Origin of the sequence: Oceaniglobus trochenteri, assembly GCF_020529025.1 — a bacterium.
Classification (GTDB): Bacteria; Pseudomonadota; Alphaproteobacteria; order Rhodobacterales; family Rhodobacteraceae; genus Oceaniglobus; species Oceaniglobus trochenteri.
On sequence record NZ_JACNMM010000007.1, the window covers coordinates 34957 to 61769 of the forward strand.

The 26813-nt window shown below is 65.5% G+C and carries 27 protein-coding genes and 1 riboswitch; of the genes, 11 read left to right on the top strand and 16 right to left on the bottom strand.

The features are described from left to right. Nucleotides 1-13 precede the first annotated feature (13 nt). Nucleotides 14-226: riboswitch (cobalamin riboswitch) on the top strand. Nucleotides 227-314: 88 nt separating this feature from the next. The 4 genes from H7828_RS12850 to H7828_RS12865 are packed head-to-tail and all read left to right on the top strand — an operon-like array spanning nucleotide 315 to nucleotide 3704. Next, nucleotides 315-1034, top strand: a complete 720-nt coding sequence (locus H7828_RS12850; RefSeq protein WP_226781447.1) for a (2Fe-2S) ferredoxin domain-containing protein — start codon at nucleotides 315-317, stop codon at nucleotides 1032-1034. Next, on the top strand, nucleotides 1021-1962 hold the full coding sequence (locus H7828_RS12855; RefSeq protein ID WP_226781448.1) for an ABC transporter substrate-binding protein: 942 nt from the start codon (nucleotides 1021-1023) through the stop codon (nucleotides 1960-1962). The genes H7828_RS12850 and H7828_RS12855 overlap by 14 nt, the downstream gene beginning before the upstream one ends. Before the next feature lie 4 nt (nucleotides 1963-1966). Beyond that, the gene (locus tag H7828_RS12860; protein WP_226781449.1) at nucleotides 1967-2962 is read left to right on the top strand and encodes a FecCD family ABC transporter permease; all 996 of its coding nucleotides are present in this window, start codon (nucleotides 1967-1969) and stop codon (nucleotides 2960-2962) included. Continuing rightward, a complete protein-coding gene (locus H7828_RS12865) occupies nucleotides 2952-3704 on the top strand; it encodes an ABC transporter ATP-binding protein (protein WP_226781450.1) in 753 nt (250 codons plus the stop codon). Before H7828_RS12860 ends, H7828_RS12865 begins: the two co-directional genes overlap by 11 nt. A gap of 22 nt (nucleotides 3705-3726) precedes the next feature. Here H7828_RS12865 and H7828_RS12870 read toward each other — a convergent pair whose 3' ends face one another. The 8 genes from H7828_RS12870 to H7828_RS12905 all read right to left on the bottom strand — a co-directional run bounded on the left by H7828_RS12870 (nucleotide 3727) and on the right by H7828_RS12905 (nucleotide 10950). Further along, the gene (locus tag H7828_RS12870) at nucleotides 3727-4179 is read right to left on the bottom strand and encodes a MaoC/PaaZ C-terminal domain-containing protein (protein ID WP_226781451.1); all 453 of its coding nucleotides are present in this window, start codon (nucleotides 4177-4179) and stop codon (nucleotides 3727-3729) included. Continuing rightward, on the bottom strand, nucleotides 4179-5231 hold the full coding sequence (locus tag H7828_RS12875; protein WP_226781452.1) for a Gfo/Idh/MocA family protein: 1053 nt from the start codon (nucleotides 5229-5231) through the stop codon (nucleotides 4179-4181). The genes H7828_RS12870 and H7828_RS12875 overlap by 1 nt, the downstream gene beginning before the upstream one ends. After that, the gene (locus tag H7828_RS12880) at nucleotides 5224-5553 is read right to left on the bottom strand and encodes an L-rhamnose mutarotase (protein ID WP_226781453.1); all 330 of its coding nucleotides are present in this window, start codon (nucleotides 5551-5553) and stop codon (nucleotides 5224-5226) included. The genes H7828_RS12875 and H7828_RS12880 overlap by 8 nt, the downstream gene beginning before the upstream one ends. Then, nucleotides 5553-6671, bottom strand: coding sequence for a mandelate racemase/muconate lactonizing enzyme family protein (locus H7828_RS12885; protein WP_226781454.1), 1119 nt, complete (start codon nucleotides 6669-6671; stop codon nucleotides 5553-5555). Before H7828_RS12885 ends, H7828_RS12880 begins: the two co-directional genes overlap by 1 nt. After that, entirely contained in the window at nucleotides 6671-7768 is a 1098-nt protein-coding gene (locus tag H7828_RS12890; protein ID WP_226781455.1) for an ABC transporter ATP-binding protein, read from the bottom strand. Before H7828_RS12890 ends, H7828_RS12885 begins: the two co-directional genes overlap by 1 nt. Nucleotides 7769-7797: 29 nt before the next feature. After that, a complete protein-coding gene (locus H7828_RS12895; RefSeq protein WP_226781456.1) occupies nucleotides 7798-8664 on the bottom strand; it encodes a carbohydrate ABC transporter permease in 867 nt (288 codons plus the stop codon). Next, the gene (locus H7828_RS12900; protein WP_226781457.1) at nucleotides 8664-9560 is read right to left on the bottom strand and encodes a carbohydrate ABC transporter permease; all 897 of its coding nucleotides are present in this window, start codon (nucleotides 9558-9560) and stop codon (nucleotides 8664-8666) included. The genes H7828_RS12895 and H7828_RS12900 overlap by 1 nt, the downstream gene beginning before the upstream one ends. Before the next feature lie 67 nt (nucleotides 9561-9627). Beyond that, nucleotides 9628-10950, bottom strand: coding sequence for an ABC transporter substrate-binding protein (locus tag H7828_RS12905; RefSeq protein WP_226781458.1), 1323 nt, complete (start codon nucleotides 10948-10950; stop codon nucleotides 9628-9630). Nucleotides 10951-11110: 160 nt separating this feature from the next. On the opposite strand from H7828_RS12905, the gene H7828_RS12910 reads away from it, so the two are divergent. Together H7828_RS12910 and H7828_RS12915 are read left to right on the top strand one after the other, a co-directional pair. Continuing rightward, a complete protein-coding gene (locus H7828_RS12910; protein WP_226781459.1) occupies nucleotides 11111-11932 on the top strand; it encodes an IclR family transcriptional regulator in 822 nt (273 codons plus the stop codon). Beyond that, complete coding sequence (locus H7828_RS12915; protein WP_226781460.1) at nucleotides 11929-12792, top strand: amidohydrolase family protein; 864 nt, start codon at nucleotides 11929-11931, stop codon at nucleotides 12790-12792. The genes H7828_RS12910 and H7828_RS12915 overlap by 4 nt, the downstream gene beginning before the upstream one ends. Here H7828_RS12915 and H7828_RS12920 read toward each other — a convergent pair. Further along, nucleotides 12782-13891, bottom strand: coding sequence for an ABC transporter substrate-binding protein (locus tag H7828_RS12920; protein WP_226781461.1), 1110 nt, complete (start codon nucleotides 13889-13891; stop codon nucleotides 12782-12784). The two genes, H7828_RS12915 and H7828_RS12920, sit on opposite strands and share 11 nt — an antisense overlap. Next, nucleotides 13888-14976, bottom strand: a complete 1089-nt coding sequence (locus H7828_RS12925; RefSeq protein ID WP_226781462.1) for a lactonase family protein — start codon at nucleotides 14974-14976, stop codon at nucleotides 13888-13890. The genes H7828_RS12920 and H7828_RS12925 overlap by 4 nt, the downstream gene beginning before the upstream one ends. Before the next feature lie 258 nt (nucleotides 14977-15234). Between H7828_RS12925 and H7828_RS12930 the strand changes: the two genes are divergently transcribed. From H7828_RS12930 to H7828_RS12945, 4 genes are all read left to right on the top strand, one after another. Continuing rightward, nucleotides 15235-15801 carry a MaoC family dehydratase gene (locus tag H7828_RS12930; protein ID WP_226781463.1) on the top strand — a complete coding sequence of 189 codons (567 nt, stop codon included), beginning with the start codon at nucleotides 15235-15237 and terminating at the stop codon, nucleotides 15799-15801. Beyond that, on the top strand, nucleotides 15791-16951 hold the full coding sequence (locus H7828_RS12935) for a CaiB/BaiF CoA transferase family protein (RefSeq protein ID WP_226781464.1): 1161 nt from the start codon (nucleotides 15791-15793) through the stop codon (nucleotides 16949-16951). The genes H7828_RS12930 and H7828_RS12935 overlap by 11 nt, the downstream gene beginning before the upstream one ends. Nucleotides 16952-17038: 87 nt before the next feature. After that, nucleotides 17039-17968 carry a bifunctional enoyl-CoA hydratase/phosphate acetyltransferase gene (locus tag H7828_RS12940; RefSeq protein ID WP_245398702.1) on the top strand — a complete coding sequence of 310 codons (930 nt, stop codon included), beginning with the start codon at nucleotides 17039-17041 and terminating at the stop codon, nucleotides 17966-17968. Further along, nucleotides 17965-19077 (top strand): acetate/propionate family kinase, encoded by a 1113-nt coding sequence (locus H7828_RS12945; RefSeq protein WP_226781466.1) that lies wholly within the window; start codon nucleotides 17965-17967, stop codon nucleotides 19075-19077. Before H7828_RS12940 ends, H7828_RS12945 begins: the two co-directional genes overlap by 4 nt. 28 nt (nucleotides 19078-19105) lie before the next feature. Here the strand turns inward: H7828_RS12945 and H7828_RS12950 are convergent, their stop codons facing one another. Genes H7828_RS12950 through H7828_RS12970 form a run of 5 tightly spaced genes read right to left on the bottom strand, consistent with a single transcriptional unit; the run spans nucleotide 19106 to nucleotide 25216 of the window. Beyond that, entirely contained in the window at nucleotides 19106-19870 is a 765-nt protein-coding gene (locus tag H7828_RS12950) for a FadR/GntR family transcriptional regulator (RefSeq protein ID WP_226781467.1), read from the bottom strand. Beyond that, a complete protein-coding gene (locus H7828_RS12955; protein WP_226781468.1) occupies nucleotides 19839-20795 on the bottom strand; it encodes an ABC transporter ATP-binding protein in 957 nt (318 codons plus the stop codon). The genes H7828_RS12950 and H7828_RS12955 overlap by 32 nt, the downstream gene beginning before the upstream one ends. Continuing rightward, the gene (locus H7828_RS12960) at nucleotides 20792-22660 is read right to left on the bottom strand and encodes a dipeptide/oligopeptide/nickel ABC transporter permease/ATP-binding protein (protein WP_226781469.1); all 1869 of its coding nucleotides are present in this window, start codon (nucleotides 22658-22660) and stop codon (nucleotides 20792-20794) included. The genes H7828_RS12955 and H7828_RS12960 overlap by 4 nt, the downstream gene beginning before the upstream one ends. Then, complete coding sequence (locus tag H7828_RS12965) at nucleotides 22657-23604, bottom strand: ABC transporter permease (RefSeq protein ID WP_226781470.1); 948 nt, start codon at nucleotides 23602-23604, stop codon at nucleotides 22657-22659. The genes H7828_RS12960 and H7828_RS12965 overlap by 4 nt, the downstream gene beginning before the upstream one ends. Nucleotides 23605-23650: 46 nt before the next feature. Continuing rightward, nucleotides 23651-25216 carry an ABC transporter substrate-binding protein gene (locus H7828_RS12970; RefSeq protein WP_226781471.1) on the bottom strand — a complete coding sequence of 522 codons (1566 nt, stop codon included), beginning with the start codon at nucleotides 25214-25216 and terminating at the stop codon, nucleotides 23651-23653. Between the two features lie 102 nt (nucleotides 25217-25318). Here H7828_RS12970 and H7828_RS12975 point away from each other — a divergent pair, with 102 nt between their 5' ends. After that, complete coding sequence (locus tag H7828_RS12975; RefSeq protein WP_226781472.1) at nucleotides 25319-25984, top strand: DUF1028 domain-containing protein; 666 nt, start codon at nucleotides 25319-25321, stop codon at nucleotides 25982-25984. Here H7828_RS12975 and H7828_RS12980 read toward each other — a convergent pair. Next, complete coding sequence (locus tag H7828_RS12980) at nucleotides 25981-26811, bottom strand: Rossmann-fold NAD(P)-binding domain-containing protein (RefSeq protein ID WP_226781473.1); 831 nt, start codon at nucleotides 26809-26811, stop codon at nucleotides 25981-25983. The genes H7828_RS12975 and H7828_RS12980 overlap by 4 nt on opposite strands. Nucleotides 26812-26813 lie beyond the last annotated feature (2 nt).

Consider the following 26813-nt stretch of genomic DNA (forward strand, 5'->3'; position numbering starts at 1 on the left):
GCCGGGCGCGAACTGCCATCAAGGGCGCGATGGTTCTCGGCATCCAAAGCGGTGCCGGGATGAAAAGGGAATACGGTGAGGAAAAGCCCAGAGGCGCCGAGACCGTGACTGCCCCCGCAACTGTGAGCGGATAGCGAAGCCAGACATGCCACTGGGACAGTTCCCGGGAAGGTTGGCCAAGCGATGACCCGCAAGTCAGGAGACCTGCCATCAGGTGTTAACACATTCGGACGGGGCGTCCGAAGGAGACAGCTGATGATGGACCATGTCCGTGCCAGACCCTGTTTGCCCGACCCGCCCCGCGGGAGAGCACGGTGCAGGCCACCCTTTATCTGATATCGCAATCCTACGTGAGCGGGCGCAGGCTGCGCGCTGTCATGGACGGCATTTGCGCCGCAACCGAGGGGCACGCCGCGGCCATCCGGCTTGAGCGTGACGGCATGGGCCTGTGGCAGGCCCTGGCGGCCCTGCTGGCCGAGGGGGTGCGCGACATCACCCTGCGCCCGGTGGGTCTGCCGTTTTCCCAAAGCCTGATGACATGGCTGCCCGGTGCGGCGGGCGAATGGCTGGCCCGGCCCGAAAACGCGAACTGCCGCCTGTGGATCACCGACGACGCGTCGCAGGACGACGCCGTTCTATCGGCGCTGGTGCGCGCGCCCGTCACGCGGGTGCCAATCGCCCCCATGCCGCGCGGCAGCGCCGGCAAGGGGTGGGATGCCCCGCCCCGCCACCGCCACCACGTTCTTGTCTGCACCGGGCCGCGATGCCACCTGCGCGATGCCCCCGATCTGCTGGGCCTGCTGAAGGCCGAGATCAGCCGCCTTCGGATCGAGGACGACTGCCTTGTCACCGCCACCGGCTGTCTTTTCCCCTGCAACGCGGGGCCTGTCGTCGTGGTCTATCCGCGCGCCGAATGGTTTCGCCTACCCGACGCCCCGGCGGTGCGCCGCTTTGCCGAAGTGGTGCTGCGCCGCAACCGCCCCCTGCCCGACCTTCAGACCTTCACGACAGGAGAACCCCATGAAATTGCGTGATGTCGTAGCGGGGGCCATCCTTCTGCCGCTGGTGTCCACCGCCCTTGCCGCGCAAGAGGCCAGCGTGCAAAGCTGCGGCGGCAGTTTCACCTTCGACACGCCCCCAGAACGCGCCGTGACCCTGAACCAGCAGGCCACCGAGGTGATGCTTGCCCTCGGGCTGGAAGACCGCATGGTGGGCACCGCCTACATGGACGACACGATCCTGCCCCGCTGGAAAGACGCCTATGACAAGGTCCCGGTTCTGGCCGAACGATACCCCGCGCGCGAGGTCGTCATCACCGCGCGGCCGGATTTCCTTTTTGCGGGCTTCGGTTCGGCCTTTTCCGAGGACAACCTGGGCCCCGAGGCGGAATGGCACGCGCGCGGCATCGGCACCTATCTTGTCGATGCCTCGTGCGACGCCACCAACCCCAAGGATGTGCCGCCGACCACTGCGCCGATCCTGAAGGACATCCGCGTTATCGGCGACATTTTCGGGGTCGGGGAACGGGCCGACCGGCTGATCGCGCAGACGCAGGCGCGGCTTGACGCGGCATCGCGTAACAACGCCGGCGACGGGCGCACCGCCTTCATCTATGACAGCGGCGCGGAAACGCCCTATTCCATCGGCTGTTGTGGCGGGCCCGGCGTCCTGGTCGAAACCGTGGGACTGGTCAACATTGCCGCCGACCTTGAGGGGCGCTGGGTCGATCTGAGCTGGGAGCGGGTGGTGCAGGACAACCCCGAGGTGATCGTTCTGATCGATGCCGACTGGTCCGGCGCCGCCGAGAAACGCGCCTACATGGAGGCCGACCCGGTGCTTTCGGAACTCGACGCCGTGCGCAAAGGACGCTTCGTCACCCTGCCCTTTTCCCAGACCGTGCTGGGAATGCAGTTCGCCGACGGGCTTGAAAACCTGTCGGCACAGCTTGCCGCCCTGCCCTGAGCCCATGCGCCGCCCCACGTTCATCACCACGCTGGTCCTGGCGCTGGCCATTCTGGCAGGCGTCTTCTTCGGCACGGCCGAGGCCTCGTGGTCCGACCGCTGGGCGGCGCTGATGCGCACCGCCGATGCACCGCGCAGCCTGTCGCTGATCCTCTGGGAATGGCGCCTGCCCCGGGTTCTGGCCGTGGCCACGGTGGGGGCAAGCCTGGCCCTGGCGGGGGTGATGATGCAGACCGTGCTGCACAATCCGCTGGCCGATCCCTACCTCATGGGCCTGTCCTCGGGCGCCTCGGCGGCGGCGGTGGGGGCAATCCTGTGGTTGCCGCCTTGGGTTGCCGCCACGATGGGGGTGCCGCTGATCGCCTTCCTTGGCGCGCTTCTGGCCTTCAGCCTGACCCTGGGCCTGTCGTTCCGGCGCGGGGCGATTATGGCGCCGCTGGTGGTGATCCTCGCGGGGGTCGCGGTGTCGCTGATGTTCCAGTCGCTGACGGCCTTCTTCCTTTACGTCGGCGATCCGCGCGCCACGCGCTCGGCGCTTGGCTGGCTCATGGGAACGGCGGCGGGCACCGGCTGGCGCGATCTTTGGCTGCCCGTCGCGGCGCTGGCCATCGTGACGCTTTTCGCCGGTGTCCGGGCGCAGACGCTGGACGCGCTTCTTCTGGGCGATGAACGCGCCATGGCCCTGGGCGTTCCCGTGCGCCGCTTCCGCCTGATCGTCTTCGGCGCCGTGGCGCTGCTGGCCGGGCTGTCGGTGGCGACTGTGGGCATCGTCGGCTTCGTCGGGCTGATCGTGCCGCATATGGCACGGCTTCTGGCGGGCGGGCGGCACCGCGCGCTGATCCCGCTTGCGCTGGTGCTGGGGGCGCTGGTGCTGGTGGTAGTCGACCTGCTGTGCCGCGTCGTCCTGGCGCCCGAAGAAATGCCCCTTGGCGTGTTGCTGGCCATTTTCGCGGCCCCCCCCTTCATCCTGATCCTGCGGCGGGTGCGCCATGCCTTCTGATCCCATGGTTCAGATCGAGGGGCTGAATGTCTCGTTGGGTGGCAGGCCCCGGGTGCGGGATTTCAGCCTGACGGTGAAGCGCGGGTCGTTCCACGGCCTGCTGGGGCCGAACGGGGCGGGCAAGACAACCCTGCTGCGCGTGCTTTACCGCGCGCGGGCGGCGGATGCCGGGCTTGTGCGGATCGCGGGAACCCCGATCAATGACTGGGCCCGCCCCGATTGGACCCGGACAGTGGGCGCGCTGGTGCAGGAGGGCGGCAGCCTTCAGGGGCTGACGATCCGCGATGTCGTCGAAATCGGGCTGATGAACCTGCCGCTAAGCCCCGAGGACCGCACCGCAAGGATGGACGAGGCCCTGCACCTGACCGGGCTGCACGACATGGCCGACAGCGAGGCGGCGCTTCTGTCCGGCGGAGAGCGGCAGCGCACCCATATCGCCCAGATCCTGGCCCGCGATCCCGCGCTTCATATCCTGGACGAACCGGCCAATCACCTTGACCTGTGCTATCAGATCCTGCTGCTTGATGCGATCCGGGCGCGGGGCAGCACCGTGATCGCCACCTTTCACGATCTCACGCTGGCCGCCCGCTATTGCGACACCGTCACCGTCATGCACGAGGGCCGCCATGTGGCGACCGGGCGGCCAGACGAGGTTCTGACCCGCAAGATCATGCGCGAAGTCTTTCGCGTGGACGGCGCGCTGGAAGACGGAGTGATGCGGATCACCGGCGCCTTGCGGTAGGGTGAAAGCCACCGATGACGGCTCAGCCCTCGGCGGGTCGGCGTTCGACGATGTAGATATGCTCGCAGGCCAGCACCACTTCGTCGTGCTGGTTGATCACCTCGACCTTCTCGAACAGGCGGCCCGAGCCGGGGCGCTTGGGGTCGTCTTCCTTGCGGTCGAACGTGAGGCGGGTGCGGATCGTGTCGCCAATGAACACCGGCCGGACGAACCGCAGCCGGTCATAGCCATAGGAAAACGCCAGCGGGTTCACCTCGGTCGCGGTGAGGCCGATGCCGATGGCAAAGATCATCGTGCCGTGGGCGATCCGGCCGCCGAATTCCGATTTCGCCATGAACTCGGCATCCATGTGATGCGGGAAGAAATCGCCCGTATGCCCGGCATGGACGACAAAGTCGGTTTCGGTGATCGTGCGCCCCATGGTGGTGCGGCCATCGCCGATCTCGTAGTCTTCGAAGTGGCGGGGGCGTTCCATCAGGGCAGGTCCTTCAAGGGGGTCATGGGATAGGCCGAGGATTCATAGGCCGCCTCGACAAGGGCCATGGTGCGCCAGGCGTCCTCGACCGTGGCGATCAGGGGTTCTTCGCCGCCCGCGGCACGTTGCAGGTTGTTCATCCGGCCCAGGAACCCATGGGGGAACCAGGCGCCGGTCAGGTCGACCTCGTGCCAGTCGCCGCCTTTGGGCTTCAGGCGCAGGCGGTCAGGCTCACCACGCGGGTAATCCAGGTTGACGCCCATTTGCAGCCAGGCCGCGCCCTCGGTGCCCGCGACGCGCAGTTCGCAAACCTGGTGGTCGCGCCCGAAGGGCCAGTCGTGGTTGACCGAAAGCGTGCAACGCACCTCGTCGCCATAATCCAGAATGGCCGAGGTGCGGGTCTGCGACACATCATGGTTCGGATGGCCGATGGTCTTGGCCTGGACTCCTGTCGGATCGCCCAGGAAATGGCGGATCAGGTCAAGATAATGGATCGAATGCATCGTGATCTCGATCCGCGGCAAACCTTCAAGGAACTTCCAAAGCCCCCAGGGTGTGTCGAGAACGCCGTGCATTTCCACATCGACGATCCGCCCCAGCATGCCGCGATCGACGGCATCCTTCAGCGCCACCATCATCGGCGCGAAACGCAACTGGAAATTGACGACCGCCTGCAATTCGCGCGCGCGGCAGACCTTAAGAACCTCGGTCGCGCCGGTCAGGTCGGCGCCCATGGGTTTCTGGATCAGCGCCGGCGCCCCCTTGGGCAGCCGCGCCAGGATCTCGGCGTGGACGGCGGGCGGGGTGGCCAGGTCAAAGACCGCATCCTCGACCGAAAGGGCCTGGTCCAGGGTCAGGGCGCGGGTGCCGTTCGCTTCGGCCAGGCGGGCGGCCTTGTCCATGTCGGGGTCGTGGATGCCCGCGATGGTGTAACCGCCCATGGCATAGGCGGGCAGATGGGCATCGCTGACGATGGACCCGGCGCCGAAGATGACGATGGGCCGCTTCCTTGAAGGGGCGGGCCAGCTTTGGCGCAGGTCGGCATCACTCATGGAAGAACACTTCTTCCATGGGGGCCCACCAGTCGTCTTCCCCGGCGGTGTCCAGCTTGCGCTGTTGAGGCATGCAGATTTTCCACCAGTCCTGCGTCACCGGATCGGCGGCCATCTTTGCCGCGTCGGCCGCCCAGTCGTCACCGTGATATTCAAAATGCGCGAACAGCAGGTTTTCCGGTTCGCGCAGGTAGATGACGTAGTTGCGGATGTTGCATTCGCTGATGGTTTTCAACACGCCGGGCCAGACATCGGCGTGAAGGCGTTTGTATTCTGCGATATGTTCAGGGCGCACCCCGATGACCGATCCCATTCTGACCATTATTTTCCCTCCCGGATGTCGCGGTTGAATTCCTCGACGGCGCGGGCCTTCAGGGCGTCGTGATCCCAGTCGATGCCGATGCCCGGTGTCTCGGGGGCCTGGGCCATGCCGTCCTTGATGGTCACACCGCTGTTGGTGATCTCGTTCAGTTGCGGGATGTATTCGACATAGCGCCCGTTCTGCACGGCGCAGACAAGGCTGACATGCAGTTCCATCAGGAAATGCGGGCAGACCGGAATGTCGAAACACTCGGCCATATGCGCCACCTTCAGCCAGGGCGTGATGCCGCCGATCCGGCCCGCATCGACCTGGATGATCGAGGCCCCGCCCCGGGCGATATATTCAGCGAAATGACGCACCGAATAGAGGCTTTCGCCCACGGCGACGGGCATGGCGGCGGCGGCGGCCAGATCGACATGGCCCTGGATGTCGTCGGCGGCCATGGGCTCTTCGATCCAGGCCAGATCGAAGGGGCGCAGCGCCTCGGCCCGGCGGCGGGCGGTGTCGCGCGAGAAGGCCTGGTTGGCGTCGGTCATGATCTCGTAACCGCTCCCGAGGGCGTCGCGCATGGCCGAGATGCGGGCCACGTCCTCGGCGGCGGTGGGCTTGCCGATCTTCACCTTCGATCCGGTAAAGCCCTTTTCGCGGGCGGCCAGGGCATCTTCGATCAGGGCTTCGGGGGCGATGTGCAGCCATCCGCCCTCGGTGGTGTAACAGGGCGCGGCAGGGTGCGCGCCCCCGGCCATCCGCCACAGGGGCAGCCCCGCCTTGCGGCAGCGCAGATCCCACAGGGCCGTGTCGATGGCCGCCAGCGCGATGGAGGTGATCGCGCCGATGGTGGTGGCATGGGTGGCGAATTCCAGTTCGTGCCAGATCGCCTCGACCGCGCTGGCATCCTTGCCCAGAAGGCGCGGGCAAAGGTGATCGGCCAGCAGGCGCATGACCGACGATCCGCCGGTGCCGATGGTATAGGAATACCCGATGCCCGTCGCGCCATCGGAATCGGTGATCGTCACCATGGGCGTTTCCTGGGATTCGAAGCTCTGGATCGCGTCGGTGCGTTTCACCATCGGCACCAGGTCGACCATGGAAAGCTGGATTCGTTCGATGCGGGCCATCAGGCGTCCTTTCGCAGGCTGACGCCGCTGGCAGCGTCGAAAAGATGGGCGCGCGACAGGTTCAGACGGAAGGGCAGGACCGTGCCACGCCGCACATCGCGCGGGTTCAACATGCGCGATGTCCATTCCGCACCGCCGACCGAGACGAAAAGCAGCGTCTCGTTTCCAAGCGGTTCGGAGAGCGACACCTCCAGATCCTGCTCGGCCAGCTCGCGGCCCTCGACGGTGTCGATGCCATGGCCCTCGGGATAGATGTCATCGGGGCGCAGCCCGAACACCACCTCGCGCCCATCGGCCACGTCGAACCCCGGCGGCATGGGAAGGTGCGATCCGTCAGGCAGGCGCAACCTGCCGCCATCGACCGTCGCCTCGGTCATGTTCATGGGGGGCGAGCCGATGAAGCCGGCCACAAAGCGCGAGGCGGGGCGGTTGAACACTTCGTCCGGGGTGCCGACCTGTTCGATGTTGCCATCCTTCATGATGACGATGCGGTCGGCCAGGGTCATCGCTTCGACCTGGTCGTGGGTGACGTAGATGATCGTCGATTCCAGCCGCGCATGCAGGCGCTTGATTTCGGTGCGCATCTGGCCGCGCAGTTTCGCGTCGAGGTTCGACAGCGGTTCGTCGAACAGGAACACGTCGGGGTTGCGCACGATGGCGCGGCCCATGGCGACGCGCTGACGCTGACCACCCGAAAGCTGGGCCGGGCGGCGATCGAGCAGCGTCTCGATCTCCAGCACCCGCGCGGCCTCGGCCACGGCGGTGTCGATCTCGGACTTCGGCTTGCCCGCGATTTTCAGGGTGAAGCCCATGTTCTCGCCCACGGTCATGTGGGGGTAAAGCGCATAGGACTGGAACACCATCGAGATGTTGCGCGCCCGCGGCGGCAGGTCGTTCACCACCCTGTCACCGATACGGATCTCGCCGCTGGTGATGTCCTCCAGCCCCGCGATCATCCGCAGGGTCGTGGATTTGCCACAGCCCGAAGGCCCGACAAGCGCCACGAATTCCCCGTCCTGCACGGACAGATCTATTCCCTTAACCGCGTGGAACGCGCCGTAGTTCTTGTCTAGCTTGCTCAGCGTCAGATCGGCCATGTCATTTCCTTGATCGAATTCAGTGGGCGTCAGCCCTTGATCGCGCCCGAGGTAAGGCCCGAAACCAGATGTTTCTGCACCGCGTAGGTCAACAGCAGCGCCGGGATGATCATCACCACGGCCAGCGCACACATGCCGCGCCAGTCGATGGTGAATTCGGCCGTGTAATCCAGCAGGCCCACGGGAAGCGTCTTGCTTGCGGTCGAGCGGGTCAGCTGGCTGGCCAGGGCGAATTCGTTCCACGAGGTGAGGAAGGCGAAGATGCCGGCCGAGGCGATGCCGGGGCGGGCCAGCGGAAATTCGACCTGCCAGAAGGCCTGCCAGCGGGTGCACCCGTCGATCTGCGCCGCCTCGGCCAGATCCTTGGGCACCTGGCGGAAGAAGCCGTCGATCAGCCAGATGGTGAAGGGCACGTTCATCGCGACATAAACCAGGATCATGCCGAAGTGGCTGTCGATGATCCCCAGCTTCGCATAGACGAAGAACAGCGGCAGCGACAACGCGATACCCGGAACGGTGCGCGTCAGCATCAGGCCCAGGAACCAGCTGCTTTTGTAGGGGAAGCGGTAGCGCGCGAAGGCGTATCCCCCCGCCATCCCGATGGCCAGCGCGATCACCGTCGAGGTGACCGAAATGATGACCGAGTTGCGGAAATAGTCGATCACCGGGATGCCGCCCTGCCCGATGCCCGAGAACATCGCGATATAGGCGTCGAAGTTCATCTCGCGCGGGATCCAGATGGCGGGTTTCGCCATGATCTCGACCGTCGGGCGGAACGAGTTGAGGACAATCCACAGCCCCGGCAGGCAGATGATCGCCATGGCCAGGAACAGAAGGAAATTCAGGGTCCAGCGCGTCAACAGCTTGTTGGCGCGGGCGGTGCGGTTGGCGTCCATCACCAGTCTCCTGCAACCTGGGCGCGGGCCTTCGCCAACTGGCGGAAGAACATCGCGGTAAAGGCGATCGAAAGAAGGATCGCGACATAGCTCATGGCGTTGGCCATCCCCATGCGGGAATCGCCGTAACCGGTGCGCGCGATCAGGGTCCACAAGACCTCGGTCCGCCCGGCCGGGCCGCCGTTGGTCATGATCTTGATGATGTCATAGGCCCGTGCCACGTCGAGTGACCGGATGGTCATGGCGATGAAGGCGAAGGGCATCAGGAAGGGCCAGGTGACATAGCGGAAGGTCTGCCAGGGGGTGCAGCCATCGACGCGCGCCGCTTCGATCGGGTCGCGCGGCATGGCCATCAGCCCGGCCAGGATGAAGATCGCGAAGACGGCGGTCGAGGTCCAGACCTCGGCGGTCATGATGGCGAAGAAGGCAAGCTGACCGTCGATCAGCCAGGGAATGGCCCTTTCGGTCAGCCCCAGGGATTGCAGGGCGTTGTTCACCAGGCCGACGTTGTCGTTGAAGATGAACTTGAACTGGAACCCGACAAGAATGGGCGAGAACATCATCGGGAACATCAGGATCGTGCGCAGGATGCGCTGGCCGCGGCTGGCCCGTTCGACCAGAAGCGCAAGGCCCAGGCCCAGCACCATTTCAAGGTTCAGCGCCACCGTCAGAAGCAGCACCGTGCGCCCGAAGGCCCACCAGAAATCGCTGTCGGTGAAGATGCGTTCGTAATTGCGCAGGCCCACGAACTGATAGATCGAATCCGGCCGGGTCAGCCGGAACGGCGTCAGGCTGGACCACAGCGACAGGATCAGCGGAAACAAGACCACGGCCGCCAGCACGATCACGGCAGGCAACAGCAATAGAATGTGCGGAGACAGGCGTGTCGCCTTCATGGATCATCCAATCGTGCTGAGAGACGTGAGGGGCCGCAGAAATGCGGCCCCTGCTTGGGTTGGGCGATCAGAGTTCGCCGGCATCCTCGAGGATGATCGTCGCCTCTTCGGCGGCGTCATCCAACGCTTCCTGGGGCGTCTTGTCACCCAGGATTGCGGCCTGAAGCTCGGGGAAGATCATGTTCGAGATCTCGATCCAGCTTGCGGTCTGCGGCACGGCGAAAGCGGTATCGGCAGCGGTCTGGAACGCGGCCAGCGCTTCCGAGCGGTAGGCGTCGCCCTTGGCGGCTTCGATCACGTGATCCCACACCGCAGTGCGCGAGGGCAGCGGACCTGCCGAGCTTTCCAGCTTCTGGCTGTCCTCGTTGGTGAGGAACCAGACCAGCGATGCCGCGGCCTCCTTGTTGGCGCAGTCCTGCGTGACCGAGAAGCCGTGGAAACCCGACCAGCCCGAACGCACCCCGGCCGACCCCTTGGGCGGCGGTGCAACACCGACGTTGCCCGCGATCTGGCTGGATTCCGGATCGTTGTAGAAGCCGATCCAGCCCGGCCAATCCAGGTTCAGCGCCACGGTGCCGCTGGCGAAACCGGTGCCGATGTCATCCCACAGATAGTTGGGCACACCGACCGGAACCGCCTTGGCCTGGTAGAGGTCGACGAACCACTGCAGCGCCTCGACACCCGCGGGCGAGTTGAAGGCCGGGCGGCCCTCGTCATCCAGGTACTGACCGCCATTGGCCACCAGCAGTTCATAGAAGCGGCCGTTGATCGCCTCGTCCTTGCCGGCGTACTGGGTGCCGTAGAAATCGGGCGGATTGGCGAAGAAGATCGCCTGGTCGCGCACCTCGTCCCAGGTTTCCGGCACGGCCAGCGGATAGCCGTATTCCTTTTCGAAGGCGGCGGCCTTGTCGGCGTCTTCGTAGAGGTCTTTCTGGTAATAGAGCGCCGAGACGTCGAACTGCGCGCGCGGCAGCATCACGAGGTTGCCGTCGATCGTGGCGCTGGTGATGTTGCCCGGCACGAAAGCCTCGATCTCCGAGGCGGGCAGCAGCGCGGCCAGGTCGGTGTAGATGCCCGGATACTGCGGCGCGAAGGACGAATGGTTCGATCCGACGCACCAGCTCAGGTTGCCGGTGGCGATGTCCGACTTGATCTCGCGGTCCAGCTCGAAGTGGTTCTTCTTGGACACCACGTTGACCTTGGCACCCGTCGCCTCTTCCCACTCGGTGATGCGGGAATACAGGTTTTCGTACTGCTGTCCGCCGATCAGCTTGGCGTCGATGGTGACACCCTCGAAGCTGCCCGGCAGATCCTGTGCAATGGCCCCCCCGGCAAACAGCGCGACGGCGCAGCCGGTGCCAAGCAGAGTTATCCTTGAACGACTCATCATGGTTTCTCCTCCCCTGAAGCCTCTCTGGCCTCGCTAGTCTGTTCACCCATATTTGGGCGACGCTTTCATATACAAATTAATGGGCTGATCCTGTCAAGAAACTTCTGGTCTTTCTTCTGTAATCTGCATATATGAATGCCTAGCTTCACGGAGAACGCTAGTGAGTGACACCGACCGATATCGTGCGCCCGCCCTGGACAAGGGGCTGGACATTCTGGAGCTGCTGGCCGGGGTTGAACACGGGCTGACCCAGGCCGAGATCGCCAAGCAACTGGGGCGCAGCCCGAACGAATTCTACCGCATGCTCGACCGGCTTCAGCGGCGCGGCTATGTCGCGCGGGTGGATGGCGAACGCTTTGCCCTGACGCTGAAGCTTTTCGGGCTCGCGCAGCTGCACGCGCCCATCCGCCGCCTGGTCAGCTTTGCCACGCCACTGATGCGCGAATTGGCCAAGAAGACCGAACAGGCGAATCACATGGTCGTTTTCGACCGGGGCCGTGCCGTGGTGGTGGCCCAGCAGGAAGCGCCGACCTACTGGGGCTACAGCATCCGTATCGGATCGCAGATCGGGCTGTTCGACACCGGGTCGGGCCATGTCATGCTGGCCTTCGCCTCGCCCGAACAGCGGGCCTCGATGCTGGATGCCAACCGCACCGCACACGAACCCGACACGATTCCGCCCGACCTTGAACGCCGGCTGCACCGGATTCGCGAACAGGGCTACGAAAGCATGAGCAGCGTGCAGACCGCGGGCGTGTTCAACCTGTCGGCGCCGGTCCTGTCGACCGACGGCAGCGCCCTTGCCGCGCTGACGATTCCCTTCATCACCCACGTCAACGCCCCCAACGCCCCCGACCCTTCGGATGCGACGCATTTCCTGACCGAAATCGCCACCCGCCTCTCCGAGGGCATCGGCGCCCAGCGGGCCAAGCCCGACGCAACCCCCCAGGATCTTTCCCAGACCACGAGGCCCAGACCATGACCCCCGAGCTGATCACCGACACGCACCTGCACATCGTCAACCGCGCCAAGATCGATTATCCGTGGCTGGGCGATGCCCCGGCCCTGAACCGCGACTGGACGCAGGACGACTATGCCACCGAGGCGCGCAAGGTCGGCATCGGCCGGGCGCTGTTCATGGAGGTGGATGTTGCGGGCGACCGGATCGGCGACGAGATCGACCACATCAACGACCTGGCCGATCAGCCCGGTTCGATGATCGAAGGCATCATCGCCGCCTGCCGCCCCGAATCCGACGGTTTCGCGGCCGAGCGGGAACGGGCCGTCGGCCACGACCGGATCCTGGGGTTCCGCCGGGTGCTGCACGTTGTGCCCGACGACGTGTCGCAGGGCGAAACCTTCCGCAAGAACGTTCGCAGCCTTGGCCAGACCGACCTGACCTTCGACATCTGCATGGCCGCGCACCAGTTGCCGCTGACCATGGAACTGGTGGATTCCGCGCCCGAAACCCGGTTCATCCTGGATCATTGCGGCGTGCCCGACATCGCCGGCGACGCCTGGGACGACTGGGCGCGCAACATCACCGAACTGGCGAAACGGCCCAATATCGTCGCCGCCAAGATCAGCGGCATCTGCGCCTATGCCGCCCCCGACTGGACCGCCGCCACCCTGGGCCGCTGGGCCGGTCACGTCGCCGAAAGCTTTGGCTTCGACCGGCTGGTCTGGGGCGGCGACTGGCCGGTCTGCACCCTGGGCGGCGGCCTGTCGACCTGGGTCGGGGCCAGCCGCGCGATCTTTGCCGGATGCAGCGCCGATGAACGCGCGGCGCTGCACGATGGAAACGCCGCGCGCATCTGGGGGCTGGCGCCGCTCAGCTCCTGAACGACTCGTCGAACAGGCGCTGCAGATCGTCCAGGGCACCGTCAAGATCGCCATCGCGCAGCGCCTGCGACACCCGCGCCGATGCCGGCCCCTGAAAGCCCATGTAACCGTCATGGCGGGGCCGCATCCAGGCCCCGTCCAACGTGGCCAGCGTGCCGGAATAGAAATGGCCCGCCGCCCGATCGACGCTGTCGTCGGTCCAGGCGGCCCGGTGCCCGGCCTGCCCCCCCGATGAGACAAAGCGCGCGGCCTGAACCTCGGGGCCGGCAACATAGCGGGCAAAGGCCAGCGCCGCCTCGGGGTTCCTGGAAAACGCCGAAACCGCGATGCCCGTACCGCCAAGCGCAGACCCGGCCACCCCGCCACCCGGCGCGACCGACGGAATGTCATGGAAGGTCACCGGATTGGCCCGGAACCCCGGCAGGGAATAGTTGATGTAACCATAGATCAGCGGCGCACAGGCGATTTCGGTTTCCGACATCCTTTCAAGCACGGCGATCGGGTCCATCTCGTAGGCGTCCTGATCGACCAGCGCGGCCAGATCGCGCAACCGCTGCAAGGCCCGCCGCCCCGCCGCCCGGTCGACAAAGGCGCCCGGCCCGTCGGCGCGGCAGGGATGGCCATCGTTGGCCACGAGGGTGAAGAACGCCATCAGGGCATGGGGATCACGCAGCGGGATCAGAACCTTGCCCTGCTGCGCCAGCTCCATCACCGCGGCCCAATCGCGCGCCGGACCATCGGCCAGGTCGGGGCGGATCGCCTGCACCTGCGCGGCGGCGTCGATCGGCCAGGCCCAGCGTTCGCCCTGCCAGCGATAGCTGTCCACCGACTGCCCCACGCTTGAGCCGGTGATTTCGGGCGCCTCGGGCAGGGCCAGAAGGCAACCTTCGGCAAAACACTGCCCCACATGGGGATGGTCGATCACGATAAGATCGTATTCGCGCGCCAATTGCTCAACCGGGAAACTCTCGAACCCCTGAAGCGAACGCTTGTCCCATTCGATCTCGGCCCCGCCCCGGGCGGCCCAGTCGGCGCTGCAGGCGACCATGGGGTCGTATCCGCGCGGGTGGCTCCAGGTCATGCCTTTCAGTTTCGTCATCTTGTGATCACCTCCACGATCATGGGCGTGCCGACCTTCAGTCGCCCGCCGGTTTGCTGCAATGCGCCGCTTTCGCCATCCCGGCGAAAGACGACAATCTCGTCGCTGTTCTGATTGGCCACCAGCACATGCCGCCCCGAGGGCGTGATGGCGAAGGACCGCGGCGTCGCGCCGCCGCTTGCCACATGGCCCCGCGCGGTCAGCCCCCCGGTCGCGGGGTCGACGGCAAAGATGGCCAGTGAATCATGCCCGCGGTTGGACACGTATAGATGCCGAAGGTCCGGTGACAGATGGATCGCCGCACAATAGCTGTCGCGCCAGCCCTCGGGCAGGGCCGGACAGGTCGATACCATGGTCAGCCCGCCCGCACCGTCGTGTCGGAAGGACTGCACCGTGGAGTTCAGCTCGTTCACCACGAAGACAAGCGCGCCATCCGGGCTGGCGGTCACATGGCGCGGCCCCGCACCGGCGGCGACAGGGGTTTCACCAAGGCGCGTCAGCCCGCCATCCCGCGCCAGCCGATAGGCCAGCACCCGGTCGATACCGAGGTCGGCCACCAGCACCACATCGCCCGCCTGTTTCACGCAATGGGCATGGGGGCGTTCCTGACGCTGGGCATTCGGCCCCCTGCCGGTATGGGCAACGCTGGCCACGGCCGTGCCAAGGGTGCCATCCGCAAGAACGGGCAAGACGGCCACCGATTTGTCGGGCCCGCCTTCGCCCATGGCGTAATTGGCCACCAGAAGATGCCGCCCATCCGCCGCAACCGTGGTGTGGGCCGCAATGCTGCCGAGGGTCGGCTGCATGTTGCGATAGGTCAGCCGGCCGCTGGTGCGGTCCAGGCCATAGGCCGAAACGGTACTTTCCCTGCGGTTGAATACCTCGCTCGTGGCGAAGAGGCTGTCGCCGTCCGCCGAAAGGCCAAGATAGGTCGGGTTGTCGATATCGTCGGTTTCCGACAGCAATTCACCCTGCCCCGTGGCATCATCGAAGGCGAAAACGGCGATTCCCCGGCCCCTTGCGCCCTGCAGATAGGGGGCGTCGCGGTTCAGGCATCCCGCGATCAGCAGCAAGGCGTCACTCATGTCCCGTCTCCTTGTGATGGGTTGGCCGGATTGATGCATATACAAATAGCTCACTCAAGTAAGAATATTCATGGCCGATCCATTTCCGAACATCCATCAAGGCCGAAGCGACCCGACCTGATGGCGGCCCGGAACATCGCCGCATTTAAAAGGGCAAGGCCGGTGAGAATTCAAACCTGCCCTGAAAACACGTCGATTGACAACATCCTTCACTGGTGAAACAATTCTTCAAATTGCATCGTGCCGTGAGGAGACGCCATGACCGATTTCGCCCCCACCGTTGGAGTTTCGTCCACCCACCCGAAATCCATGCCCAGCGACCACGCCGAGATCCCGGTCTGGAACGCCGAGAACTGGTTTTACGAGGATTGGCCCGTCGGTCAGAAGATCCGGTCGCTGCGCCGCACCATCAGCGAGGGCGAAAGCCACCAGTTCAACATGCTGGTGACCGACATTCACCCCTATGTGCAGGATGCCATCTTCGCCGAAACCGAAGGCGTGTTCGACCGCCGGCTGGTGGCGGGCGCCTTCGTCTTTTCCGCCGGTCTGGGGCTTGTCGCGACGAACTGCATCAACGCCTTCTCCTATGGCTATGACAAGATGCGCTTCATCAAGCCGACCTTCATCGGCGATACGATCTACACCATCCGCACCAACATGGAGAAACGGCCCAAGTACAAGGAAATGGGCCTGATCCGCGCCTCTTACGAGGTCTACAAGAACGAAGGCGAACTTGTGCTCTACTGCGAACACCTGCAAACCGTGAAATACAACAACCCTGCCGATTTCGCCGGCAAGACCGAGGCTGACACAAATGGCAAATGAACGCCGCCTGCCCCTGAACGGCATCACCGTCGTGGACATGAGCCAGTTTCTTTCGGGCCCCTATTGTTCGCTGCGCCTGCTGGACCTGGGCGCGCGGGTGATCAAGGTCGAACGCCCCGATGGCGGCGACCTGGCCCGCCGGCTGTACCTGTCGGACACCGAGATCGGCGGCGACAGCACGATCTTTCACGCCATCAATCGCGGCAAGGAAAGCTTGGCCATCGACCTGAAGAACCCCGACGACATGGCGATCCTGCGCAAGCTGCTGGGCCAGGCCGACGTGATGATCCAGAATTTCCGCCCCGGCGTGATCCAGCGCCTGGGGCTGAGCTATGAGGAGGTGCGCCAGATCAATCCGCGCCTCGTCTATGGCTCGATCACCGGTTACGGCACCGAAGGCCCCTGGGTGAAGCGCCCCGGTCAGGATCTTCTGGCCCAGGCGCGTTCGGGGGTGATGTGGCTGAACGGCGACGAAAGCCACGGCCCGGTCCCCTTCGGGCTGGCGGTGGCCGACATGCTGGCCGGGGCGGCCCTGTGCCAGGGCCTGCTGGCGGCGCTGGTCGGGCGCGGTGTGACCGGCGAGGGCGAACATGTGGAAACCTCGCTTCTCGAAGCGCTGGTCGATCTGCAGTTCGAGGTTCTGACCACCCACCTGAACGACGGGCGCCGCCCGCCCCGCCGCTCGGACCTGCGCAGCGCCCATGCCTATCTTTCGGCCCCCTATGGCGTCTATCCCACCGCCGACGGGTTCATCGCCATCGCCATGACCCCCATCGGCAAGCTGGCCGATCTGCTCGGGCTTGAGACGCTGGAACCCTTCCGCGACGATTCCGCCAGCTGGTTCACCAAGCGTGACGAAATCAAGGCGATCCTCGCCGCCCATCTTGCCACCGACACGGTAGCCAACTGGCGCGCCCTGCTGGAGCCGGCCGACATCTGGTGCGCCGAAGTGCTGGACTGGCCACAGCTTCTGGACAGCGAAGGCTTCAAGGCGCTGGACATGCTTCAGACCGTCACCCGCGAAGACGATGTGAGCATCGAAACCACCAAGTCGCCCCTGCGCATCAGCGGCCAGCGGTCGGGCATCCGCACCGCCGCCCCCCGGATCGGGGAACACAGCGCGACCATCCGCAAGGATTTCGCCCTCTAGGGTGCGCGCGCCCCGGCCCGTCTGCCGATTGCCAAGCATGGCCCATTCGTGCACCCATGGGCCATGCATGCCACCGGAGGACAGCATTTGACCGATCATTACCAGCAAATCCTCGATCTCTGCGCCCCCCTGCCGCCGCTGAAGACGGCGGTGGTGCATCCGGTCAAGGCCAATGTCCTGGGCGCGGTTGTCGATGCCGTCACCGAAAACCTGATCCTGCCGGTGCTGATCGGGCCGCGCGCCCGGATCGAATCTGCCGCCGCCGAGGCGGGCATCGACATCGCCGCCTTCGAGATCGTCGAAGCCGAACACAGCCACGAGGCGGCCCGGAAGGCCGCCCAGATGGCGGCGGCGGGCCGGGTTGCGGCCATCATGAAGGGCGCGATCCATACCGACGAACTGCTGGGTGCGGTGGTGCGGAGCGATGCCGGGCTGCGCACGGAAAAGCGCATCTCGCACGCCTTCCTGATGAGCATCGAGGACTATCCCAAGCCCTTCATCATCACCGATGCCGCCGTCAACATCATGCCCGATCTGGCGATCAAGGCCGACATCCTGCAAAACGCCATCAACCTCTGGAAGGTCGTCTTCGGCTTCGACCAAACTCCGAAGGCCGCGATCCTGGCGGCGGTCGAAACGGTGAACCCGCGCATGCAGCCGACGCTGGACGCCGCCGCCCTGTGCAAGATGGGGGACCGGGGCCAGATCACCGGCGCCATCATCGACGGCCCGCTGGCCTTCGACAACGCCATCAGCGCCGCCGCCGCACGGCAGAAGGGCATCGTTTCGCCCGTGGCGGGTGAGGCCGACATCCTTCTGGTGCCCGATATCGAGGCGGGCAACATGCTGGCGAAACAGCTGATCTTCATGGGCGGCGCGGATTCGGCGGGCATCGTCATGGGCGCGCGGGTGCCGATCATGCTGACCAGCCGCGCCGACAACCGGCGCGCGCGGCTTCTGTCCTGTGCGCTGGCGGTCCTGGTGGCCGGGGCGCGGGCGCGGGGCGATCTGAAATGACCGACACGCTGCTGGTTCTGAATGCCGGGTCGTCCAGCCTGAAGTTCAGCATGTTCCGGCAGGGCGACCTGGGCCTGCTGGCCAGGGGGCAGGTCAGCCGCATCGACGGCGCCGCCACCTTCACCGCCGGGCTGACCGGCAAACCGCCCGAAACCCGCGACATGGCCAAGGGCGCCGATCATGTGGCGGCCCTTGAATCGGTCCTCGATTTCATCGACCGGCACGACGACTCCTGGCGCATCGCTGCCGTGGCGCACCGCGTGGTGCATGGCGGCAGCGATTTCACCGGCCCCATCCTGGTGAACCCGCAGGTCATCCAGGCGCTGGCCGCGCTGACGCCCCTCGCCCCGCTGCACCAGCCCCATAACCTGGCGGCGATCGACGCCGCCGGGCGGCTGTTGCCGAAGGTGGCGAACATCGCCTGTTTCGACACCGCCTTTCACACCACCCTGCCCGAATTGCACAGCACCTTCGCCCTGCGCCGGGAGCTGCGTGACAAGGGCATCTGGCGCTATGGCTTTCATGGGCTGTCCTACCGCTGGATCGCCCGCGTCCTTTCCGAAGATCACCCACAGCTTGCGGCGGGGCGGGTGGTGGCCGCGCATCTTGGCAATGGCGCCAGCCTCTGCGCGATGCGGGGCGGCGAAAGCCTTGACACCACCATGGGCCTGACCGCGCTGGACGGGTTGACCATGGGCACCCGCGCGGGCGCCATCGACGCGGGCGCCGTCCTCTACATGCAGCGCGCGCTGGGGATGAGCATCGAGGACACCGAGGACGAACTTTACCGCCGCTCCGGGCTGCTGGGCCTATCGGGGCTGAGCAACGATGTCGAAACCTTGCTGGGGTCAGACGATCCGCGCGCAGGTTTCGCACTGGATCATTTCGCGCTGAGGGTGGCCCAGTTCAGCGCGAAGATGGCGGTGTCCATGGGCGGGCTGGACGGAGTCGTTTTCACGGGGGGCATCGGCGAACATGCCGCGCCGGTGCGCGAGGCCATTCTTGCGCGGCTGGCTTTCCTTGCCCCCTTCGAGGTCCAAATCATTCCCGCGAACGAGGAACGGATGATGGCCATCGAGGCGCAGGCGGTTCTGTCGGCCACGGGCTGAACCCCTGCCCGGCCAACGACAGCACCGGCTATTCCGAGATGAAGCGGCGCTGCATCTCCATCTCCTGCCCGCGCATCAGGGCCCAGGCGGTTTCCATATGCGCCTTCATGATCGCCCGCGCAGCGCCGCCATCGCCCTCGCGCAGGGCCATGACCAGCCGCACCTGGTAATCCCGCCCGCGCGCCCAAAGCTCGGCGTTGGGCGGGGCGTAAAGTTCGCGGTGCACCGTCAGGTCCGACAGCATGTTCACCATGAAATCGATCACGAAGCTGAGAAGCGGATTGTCCGATTGCGCCGCCAGGATCGCGTGAAAGCGCAGCGAGGCGACATGCTGCCGGCGTTCTTCATCCAGCGTGCGGGCGGGGTGGGAATATTGCGCGGTATTCGCCTCAAGCTCGGCCAGCACCGTTTCGGGCAGGTGGCCTGCCAGCCCCGCCACCAGTTCGGGCTCCAGCGCCAGGCGCAGCTGGTAGATGTCGCCGATGGTCAGATCCTTGAAGTAGAAATAGTTGCCCAGAAGCGCCTTGGCCCTTTCGCGGCTGACCTCGTGCACGAAGCTGCCCCCGCCCGGGCCGGTGCGGGTCTTGATCAGGCCCTGCGCTTCCAGAATGCGCATCGCCTCGCGGATCGTGCCCTTGGACATCGAGAACCGCGCAATCATCTCGACCTCGCCGGGCAGCCTGTCACCCGGGCGCAGGCCTTCCTCCACGACCCAGCTCTTGATCGCCTCGGCCACCTGCACCGGGCGGCTGAGCTTGGGTTCAACTTTCGATGGGGTGGTGACAGGCGGCAAACTGATCCTCTTGCATCTGGCGCAGCGCCGGGTCTTCGGCGCGGCAAATCTGGGTGGCACGGGGACAGCGGCCCGCAAAGGCACAGCCCGGCGGCGGGTTCAGCGGATCGGGAAGCTCGCTCCCCTTCTGCTCGGGTGCCGTCAGGGGGCGGCCCACCACCGGCGCGCTGTCGGCCAGAAGTTTCGTATAGGGATGTTTGGGCGCGCTGAAAATCGTCTTTGCGTTGCCGATTTCCACCACCGCCCCGAAATAGAGAACCACCACCCGGTCGCTGACCGCCTCGACCACGGCCAGATCGTGGCTGATGAACAGATAGGTCAGGTCGAATTCGTCGCGCAACCGCGCCATGAGGTTCAGCACCTGCGCCTGAACCGACACGTCCAGCGCCGACACCGGTTCGTCCAGAACGATGATCCGGGGGCTGGCGGCAAGGGCGCGGGCGATGCCGATACGCTGGGCCTGCCCACCGGAAAATTCGTGGGGATAACGATCAAGGAACTCCTCGCGCAGGTTCACGCTGTCGAAGATTTCGGCAATGCGGGCGGTGCGTTCGGCCTTTTCCATCCCGTAAAGCCGCTTGAGCGGCGTTTCCATGATCTGGCGAATGGTCTTGCGAGGGTTCAGGCTGCTGATCGGGTCTTGAAAGACATACTGGATCAACCGCCCGAAGACCGCCGGATCGGCATTGTCCAGCGCCTTGCCGGCGATTTCGATATGGCCCGTGGTCGGATCGAGCAGCCCCACCAGCATCCGCGCCAGGGTGGATTTGCCGCAGCCGGATTCGCCCACGATGCCCAGGGTTTCGCCGCTTTCCACCGTGAACGACATGGGCCGGACCGCCCGCACCCCGGGGCGCGCCGGGCCGAACAGGCGGCGCGGCAGGGGGAATGTCTTCGACAGATCGGTGACGGCAAGGGCGGTCATGTCACGGGCTCCTCGGGGAACAGGCAGCGCACGGCGCGGGGGGCTTGCCCGTCCAGCGGAATGTCACCGCGCCGGCATTCGTCGCGCGCCTTGTCACAGCGCGGAGCGAAGGCGCAGCCCTCGGGCAGGTTGTCCACCACCGGCGGCAGGCCCGGAATCGCGGCCAGTTCACGCTGCCCGCCGCCCAGTTCGGGCACACAGGCAATCAGGCGTTTCGTATAGGGATGGGCGGGGGCGTTCAGCACCGTATCGGTGGGCCCCTGTTCCACGATGCGCCCGGCATACATCACCGCCACGCTGTCGCACAGCTGCGCCACGACGCCGAAGTCATGGGTGATGAACACGATGGCCAGACCGCGTTCGCGCCGCAGGTCATCAAGCAGCGCCAGTATCTGCGCCTGCACGGTCACGTCCAGCGCGGTGGTCGGCTCATCCGCGATGATCACCTCGGGGTCGTTGGCCAGGGCCATGGCAATGCCCACGCGCTGACGCATCCCGCCGGACATTTCGTGCGGGTAATTGTCCAGCCGGCTTTCGGCATTCGGCATCCGCACCGATTTCAGCAGGTCCAGCGCGCGGGCGCGGGCCTCGCGGTCGCTCGGCTTGTGATGCACCTGGATCGCCTCGGCCAACTGGTGGCCGACCTTGTAGAGCGGATGCAGCGTCGCCAGCGGGTCCTGGAAGATATAGGCCACCTTCTCGCCCCGCTTGGCACGCAGGGTTTCATATTTCGCACCCAGCAGATCCTCGCCCTCAAGCCGCACCGCGCCGCCGGTGATGACGCCGGGGGGCGACGACACAAGCCCCATGACAGACAGCGCCGTCACCGATTTGCCCGACCCGCTTTCGCCGATCACGCCCAGGCATTCGCCCGGCTTGACCGCCAGAGACACCCGGTTCACCGCGCGATAGATGCGCTTGCCGACGTGGAACTGCGTCTCAAGGTGCTGAATCGCCAGCAGATCGTCGGTGGCGGGGGGCACGTCGCCCCTGCGGCGCACCTGCGTCATCGGCAGGGGGCGCGACAGGGCGCCGGATTTCAGGCGCGGGTCAAGGGCATCGCGGATGCCGTCGCCCAGAAGGTTCACGCTCATCACGATGAGGAAGATCATAACCCCCGGAACGAACGAGGTATGGGGCGCCGAGATCAGCGCCGCCCGCGCCTCGCCCAGCATCGAGCCGAGATCGGCCTGGGGCGGCTGGCTGCCCAGCCCCAGGAAGGACAGGCCCGCCGTTTCAAGGATCATCCAGCCCACGGTGGTGGACATGGCGATCACGATCACGGGCAGGACGTTGGGGAACAGCTCTTGCAGGATGATCCGGGTATGGCCCAGCCCGGCAAGGCGCGCGGCGTCGATGAATTCGCGTTGCGCCAGCCCGGCGGTGATGCCGCGGATGTTTCTGGCAAAAAACGGGATGTTCACCGCCGCCACGGCGATCAGCGCGTTCAGCAATCCGGGGCCAAGGGCCGCAACGATGGCCAGCGCCAAAAGGATATAGGGAAAGGCCATCAGCATATCGACGCCACGCATGATGATATTGTCGATCCGCCCGCCGAAGTACCCCGCGATGATCCCGATGGCCGACCCGATGCTGGCGGCAATCAGCGCCGCAACCACCCCCACGGCCAGCGAAAGCCGCGTGCCGTAAAGCAGCCGCGACAGGAGATCGCGGCCCAGGTGATCGGTGCCCAGAAGATGCCCCTCGCTGAAGGGCGGCTGAAACCGGTCGGCGGTGGCGATCACGTCCGGGTCGGGCAGCGGCAACAGCGGGATGGCCAGAACCAGCAAAAGGATCGCCCCCAGAACCACGGCCCCCAGGGCGGCAAGGCGGTTGCGGAACAGAAGGCGCAGAAAGGCGCTCATGTCTTGATCCTCGGGTCCAGCAGGCTTTGCGCAACGTCCACCGCGATGTTGAACAGCACATAGCAGGCGGCCACGAAGACCACGCCGCCCTGCACCAGGATGATGTCGCGCTTGAGGATCGCATCCACCAGCATCCGCCCCACCCCGGGCCACTGGAACACCAGTTCGATATAGACGGCGCCGGACAACACGAACCCGGCCTGGATGCCCAGAACCGGGATAATGCTGACCATGGCCGCGCGCAGGGCATGGCCCATCAGCACCCGGCGTTCGGGCACCCCCTTGGCGCGGGCGGTGCGGATATAATCCTGGCGCAATACTTCGAGCATGGCCGAGCGGGACAGGCGCGCGATCACCCCCGTGGCCACGGCGGCCAGCGCAAGGGCTGGCATGGCAAGGTGGCGCAACAGGTCAGGCAGATCGCCGCCGCCATAGATCGCGTACATCCCCGACACCGGCAGCCAGCGCAGGTTCACCGCGAAGAGAAGGATCATCATCATGCCAAGGAAGAACGACGGCACCGAGATGCCGATCAGCACGACGAAGGTGATCGCCTTGTCGGCAAGGCCATACTGCCGCGCCGCCGAAACCACGCCCGCAAGAATGCCCAGAAGCGAACAGAGGACAAAGCTGGTACCGGCCAGAACCAGCGTGGCGCTGAACCGTTCGACAATCTCGTCCAGCGCCGGGCGGTTCAGGGAAAACGACCGCCCGAAATCGCCGGTCAACATGTTGCCAAGCCAGATGAAATACCGCTGCACCAGGGGCTTGTCCAAGCCCAGGTCTCGGTTCAACTTGGCGACGTTTTCGGGGGTGGCATAGCTGCCCAGAATGGCGGTGGCCGGATCGCCCGGGATCATCGCCATGATCAGGAACACGATCACCGTGATCCCCAGCAAGACCGGGATGGCCGACAGCAGGCGTTTCAGAATGTATCGGCCCATGGTTCCCCCCGGATGGTCGGGGGGCGGCGCACCGCCCCCGCCGGTTTCAGTTCTTCACGACATCCGCAAGCTGCAGCAGGAACGACGGTTCAAGGCTGAAACTCTCGACCCGGTCGTTTGTCACCGCGTTCTGTTTCCAGTGGGCGACGAAGACCCAGGGCGCATCCTCCTGCACGATCTTCTGCATCTTCTGGTACAGTTCGGCGCGCTTGCCCTGATCGGTGGCGGTGCGGGCCTCTTCCAGAAGGGCATCGACCTCGGGGTTGGAATAGTAACCCGAGTTGAAGCCGCCCTTGTCGGGCCAGGCATCGGTGCGCAGCGCAAGATAGGGCAGCGTGTCGGGGTCGTTGGTCATCCAGGCCATTTCGGCCATGTCGGCCTTGCCCTCCAGACCCGGGTTCACTTCGCCAAGGAAGGTGTTCCATTCGTAGGTTTCGATCTTCACGTCCAGACCCACGGCGGCCAGATCGGCCTGGATCGCGGTGCCCATGGCGATCGGGTCAAGCATGCCGGAGCCGCCCTCGGTGACATAGAAGGTCAGGCTTGCGCCCTCGGCCCCCGCTTCGGCCAACAACTCCCTGGCGCGGGCGGGATCGTAGGGATAGGGATCGAGATCAGCGTTATAGGCCCAGGCGAAGGCGGGCGGCGTCGGGCCTGCGGCCACGGCGGCGGTGCCTTCCAGCACGTCGTCGACGATCGCCTCCTTGTTGATCGCGTAGTTGGCGGCCTGGCGCACGCGCTTGTCGGCGAAGGGGCCTTCCTTGGCGTTCAGGATCAGGAACCAGACGTGGGGCCCGGCCTGTTCGACCACCCTGAATTCATCGCCCTGGAATTGCCCCAGCGCGGTTGGCGGCACCTCGACCATCATGTCGATCCCGCCCGCCAGCATTTCGGCAACCCGGGTGTTGGCATCGGTGATGGGACGGAAGACGACGGCCTGGGTGCCCGCCGGATCGCCCCAATACTCGGGGTTGCGTTCCACGACGACCGCTTCGTTGCTGCGCCATTCGGCGAACTTGAAGGGGCCGGTGCCCACGGGGTTGCGCCCGAAATCGGCGCCCCCGGCTTCGACCGCGGGCGGGGAAACCAGCAGGCCGGTGGGATAGGCCAGGTTCGACAGGAAGGGCGCGTAGGGTTCGTTCAGGGTGAATTTCACGGTCAGGTCATCGACCGCCTCGGTTTCCTGCACGGCACTGAAGAAAAAGGCGAGCGGAAACGGCCCCGTGTCGTGGAAGGGGTGCGATTCGTCCAGCATCCGGTCGAAGTTGAATTTCACCGCCTCGGCGTTGAATGGGGTGCCATCGTGAAACGTCACGCCATCACGCAGGGTGAAGGTGTATTCGGTGCCGTCTTCGCTGATCTGCCAATCGGTGGCCAACTGCGGTTCAACCTCAAGCGTGCCGGGCTTGTAGCGCACCAAGCCTTCGTAAAGGTTCACAAGAATGCGGAAATCGTTCACCGCCGTCACTGCCGCCGGGTCCAGCGATTTCGGCTCGGCGATCTGGCCGACGATCAGCACGCCTTCCGGGGTCTGCGCGCTGGCGCTCAACGGCATGGCCAGGGCAACGGCCCCCGCCAGAACGCCCCGCCGCGTCCAATTCAAAAGCTTCATGAGGTCCACTCCCTGATCTGATTATTGCCCTCAATTTATCATGATAATTTGCGCCGGTCAATTTTTCATGATAAATACGGAACAAATGTTCAGAGGCGGCCCATGACCTTTTCCATTCTTGCGCAAGACCCCGAAACCGGCGCCATCGGTGGCGCCGCCGCCACGGGAAGCCTTTGCGTCGGCGGATGGGTTCTGCGCGGGCGGCTTGACGCGGGCATGTCGGCCAGCCAGGGCGCGGCACCTTCCACCTTCTGGGGCGAGGATGTTCTGACCGGCATGGCCAAGGGCGAAACGGCGGGCGATGCGGTGGCGCGGATCACCGGGGCCGACGCGGGCCGCGCCGAACGCCAGCTTTCGGCCCTTGACCTTGTCGGCGGCGGTGCGGCCTTTGACGGCACCCAGAACACGCCCGAAATCAACAGCAGGGTTTTTGAAAACGGCGTGGCGGCGGGCAACATGCTGGCCAGGCGACAGGTCATCGATGCGATGGTGCGCGCCTTCAAGGCTGCGGAGGGTTCCTTTGCCGCCCGGCTGATCGCCGCCCTGCGCGGGGCCGAGCGGGCAGGCAGCGACAGCCGCGGATTGCTTTCGGCCGCTCTTCTGGTTCTGCACCCGGACAGTGCGCCCCTGACCCTGCGCATCGACCATCACGCAAGCGACCCCATCGGCGCGCTGAGCGATCTGCACAGGCGCGCCACCACCGGCGACTACGCCGGGTGGGCCACCCAGGTTCCCACCCTGAACGACCCGCAGCGGGGGCTGGATTAACGGCCCAGCCGCGCAAAGCGCGCGCGGTGGCGCGTGACGAAATCCTCGATCGGCTCGGGCGGGCGGTGCAACAGCGCCGGGATATCGCTGCAATCGTGACGGGGCCTGCGGGTGAACCGCGGCAGCCAGTGCAAAAGCAGCATCACGAAGATCATGCCCCAACCGGTACCATCGCGCCGGGACCGACGGACATAGGCGAACAGCCCGGCGGGAACATAGCGCAGATCGGTGCCGGCAATCCGGTTGATGATGGCGCAAACTTCGTCAAAGCGTAAAAACCGGCCCGAACAGACCGTCACCACCGGGCGCGATACCTGGCCCGTCAGCGCCAGCGCGCAGAGGGCGGCGATGTCGCGCACCGACACCCAATCAAGCGCCAGTTCGCCCGAGGGCAGGTAGATCTCCCCGTCACGCTCCAACTCCGGCCAAAGCGTGGTCAGCAGGTTCTCCATGAAATAGGCGGGGCGCACGAAGACATGGTCAAAGCCCATTTCGACGATCCGCTTTTCGATCTTCGCATGGGGCAGATAGCCCGCCTCGCCCGCGCCCTGCACCGACAGGAACACGATCCGGGTGGCACGATCCAGCGGATCAAGGAAGGCGGCGAAAAGGTCGGGGTCGGTCAGTTGCGGCGGGCGCATGAGGAACACGGCATCATAGCGCCCCGTCGCCCCCTGCCCCGCCGCGAAATCCACCGTCACGGGAGTGGCCCCCGGAACCGGGGTGCCATCACGCACCCCGGCAAACAGGCGGTGGCCGCTGCCCGCAAGCTGCCCGATCACCTCGGCCCCGACGTTGCCCGTTGCTCCGGTGATCAGGATGTCCATGA

Excerpts from the sequence above, each read along its gene's own strand:
- H7828_RS12970 (WP_226781471.1), bottom strand. The coding sequence starts at position 25,216 with ATGAAGCTTTTGAATTGGACGCGGCGGGGCGTTCTGGCGGGGGCCGTT.
- H7828_RS12900 (WP_226781457.1), bottom strand. The coding sequence starts at position 9,560 with ATGAAGGCGACACGCCTGTCTCCGCACATTCTATTGCTGTTGCCTGCC.
- H7828_RS12855 (WP_226781448.1), top strand. The coding sequence starts at position 1,021 with ATGAAATTGCGTGATGTCGTAGCGGGGGCCATCCTTCTGCCGCTGGTG.
- H7828_RS12915 (WP_226781460.1), top strand. The coding sequence starts at position 11,929 with ATGACCCCCGAGCTGATCACCGACACGCACCTGCACATCGTCAACCGC.
- H7828_RS12880 (WP_226781453.1), bottom strand. The coding sequence starts at position 5,553 with ATGGTCAGAATGGGATCGGTCATCGGGGTGCGCCCTGAACATATCGCA.
- H7828_RS12890 (WP_226781455.1), bottom strand. The coding sequence starts at position 7,768 with ATGGCCGATCTGACGCTGAGCAAGCTAGACAAGAACTACGGCGCGTTC.
- H7828_RS12965 (WP_226781470.1), bottom strand. The coding sequence starts at position 23,604 with ATGGGCCGATACATTCTGAAACGCCTGCTGTCGGCCATCCCGGTCTTG.
- H7828_RS12920 (WP_226781461.1), bottom strand. The coding sequence starts at position 13,891 with ATGACGAAACTGAAAGGCATGACCTGGAGCCACCCGCGCGGATACGAC.
- H7828_RS12895 (WP_226781456.1), bottom strand. The coding sequence starts at position 8,664 with ATGGACGCCAACCGCACCGCCCGCGCCAACAAGCTGTTGACGCGCTGG.
- H7828_RS12935 (WP_226781464.1), top strand. The coding sequence starts at position 15,791 with ATGGCAAATGAACGCCGCCTGCCCCTGAACGGCATCACCGTCGTGGAC.
- H7828_RS12865 (WP_226781450.1), top strand. The coding sequence starts at position 2,952 with ATGCCTTCTGATCCCATGGTTCAGATCGAGGGGCTGAATGTCTCGTTG.
- H7828_RS12930 (WP_226781463.1), top strand. The coding sequence starts at position 15,235 with ATGACCGATTTCGCCCCCACCGTTGGAGTTTCGTCCACCCACCCGAAA.
- H7828_RS12860 (WP_226781449.1), top strand. The coding sequence starts at position 1,967 with ATGCGCCGCCCCACGTTCATCACCACGCTGGTCCTGGCGCTGGCCATT.
- H7828_RS12925 (WP_226781462.1), bottom strand. The coding sequence starts at position 14,976 with ATGAGTGACGCCTTGCTGCTGATCGCGGGATGCCTGAACCGCGACGCC.
- H7828_RS12975 (WP_226781472.1), top strand. The coding sequence starts at position 25,319 with ATGACCTTTTCCATTCTTGCGCAAGACCCCGAAACCGGCGCCATCGGT.
- H7828_RS12945 (WP_226781466.1), top strand. The coding sequence starts at position 17,965 with ATGACCGACACGCTGCTGGTTCTGAATGCCGGGTCGTCCAGCCTGAAG.
- H7828_RS12980 (WP_226781473.1), bottom strand. The coding sequence starts at position 26,811 with ATGGACATCCTGATCACCGGAGCAACGGGCAACGTCGGGGCCGAGGTG.
- H7828_RS12905 (WP_226781458.1), bottom strand. The coding sequence starts at position 10,950 with ATGATGAGTCGTTCAAGGATAACTCTGCTTGGCACCGGCTGCGCCGTC.
- H7828_RS12960 (WP_226781469.1), bottom strand. The coding sequence starts at position 22,660 with ATGAGCGCCTTTCTGCGCCTTCTGTTCCGCAACCGCCTTGCCGCCCTG.
- H7828_RS12885 (WP_226781454.1), bottom strand. The coding sequence starts at position 6,671 with ATGGCCCGCATCGAACGAATCCAGCTTTCCATGGTCGACCTGGTGCCG.
- H7828_RS12955 (WP_226781468.1), bottom strand. The coding sequence starts at position 20,795 with ATGACCGCCCTTGCCGTCACCGATCTGTCGAAGACATTCCCCCTGCCG.
- H7828_RS12875 (WP_226781452.1), bottom strand. The coding sequence starts at position 5,231 with ATGAGTGATGCCGACCTGCGCCAAAGCTGGCCCGCCCCTTCAAGGAAG.
- H7828_RS12870 (WP_226781451.1), bottom strand. The coding sequence starts at position 4,179 with ATGGAACGCCCCCGCCACTTCGAAGACTACGAGATCGGCGATGGCCGC.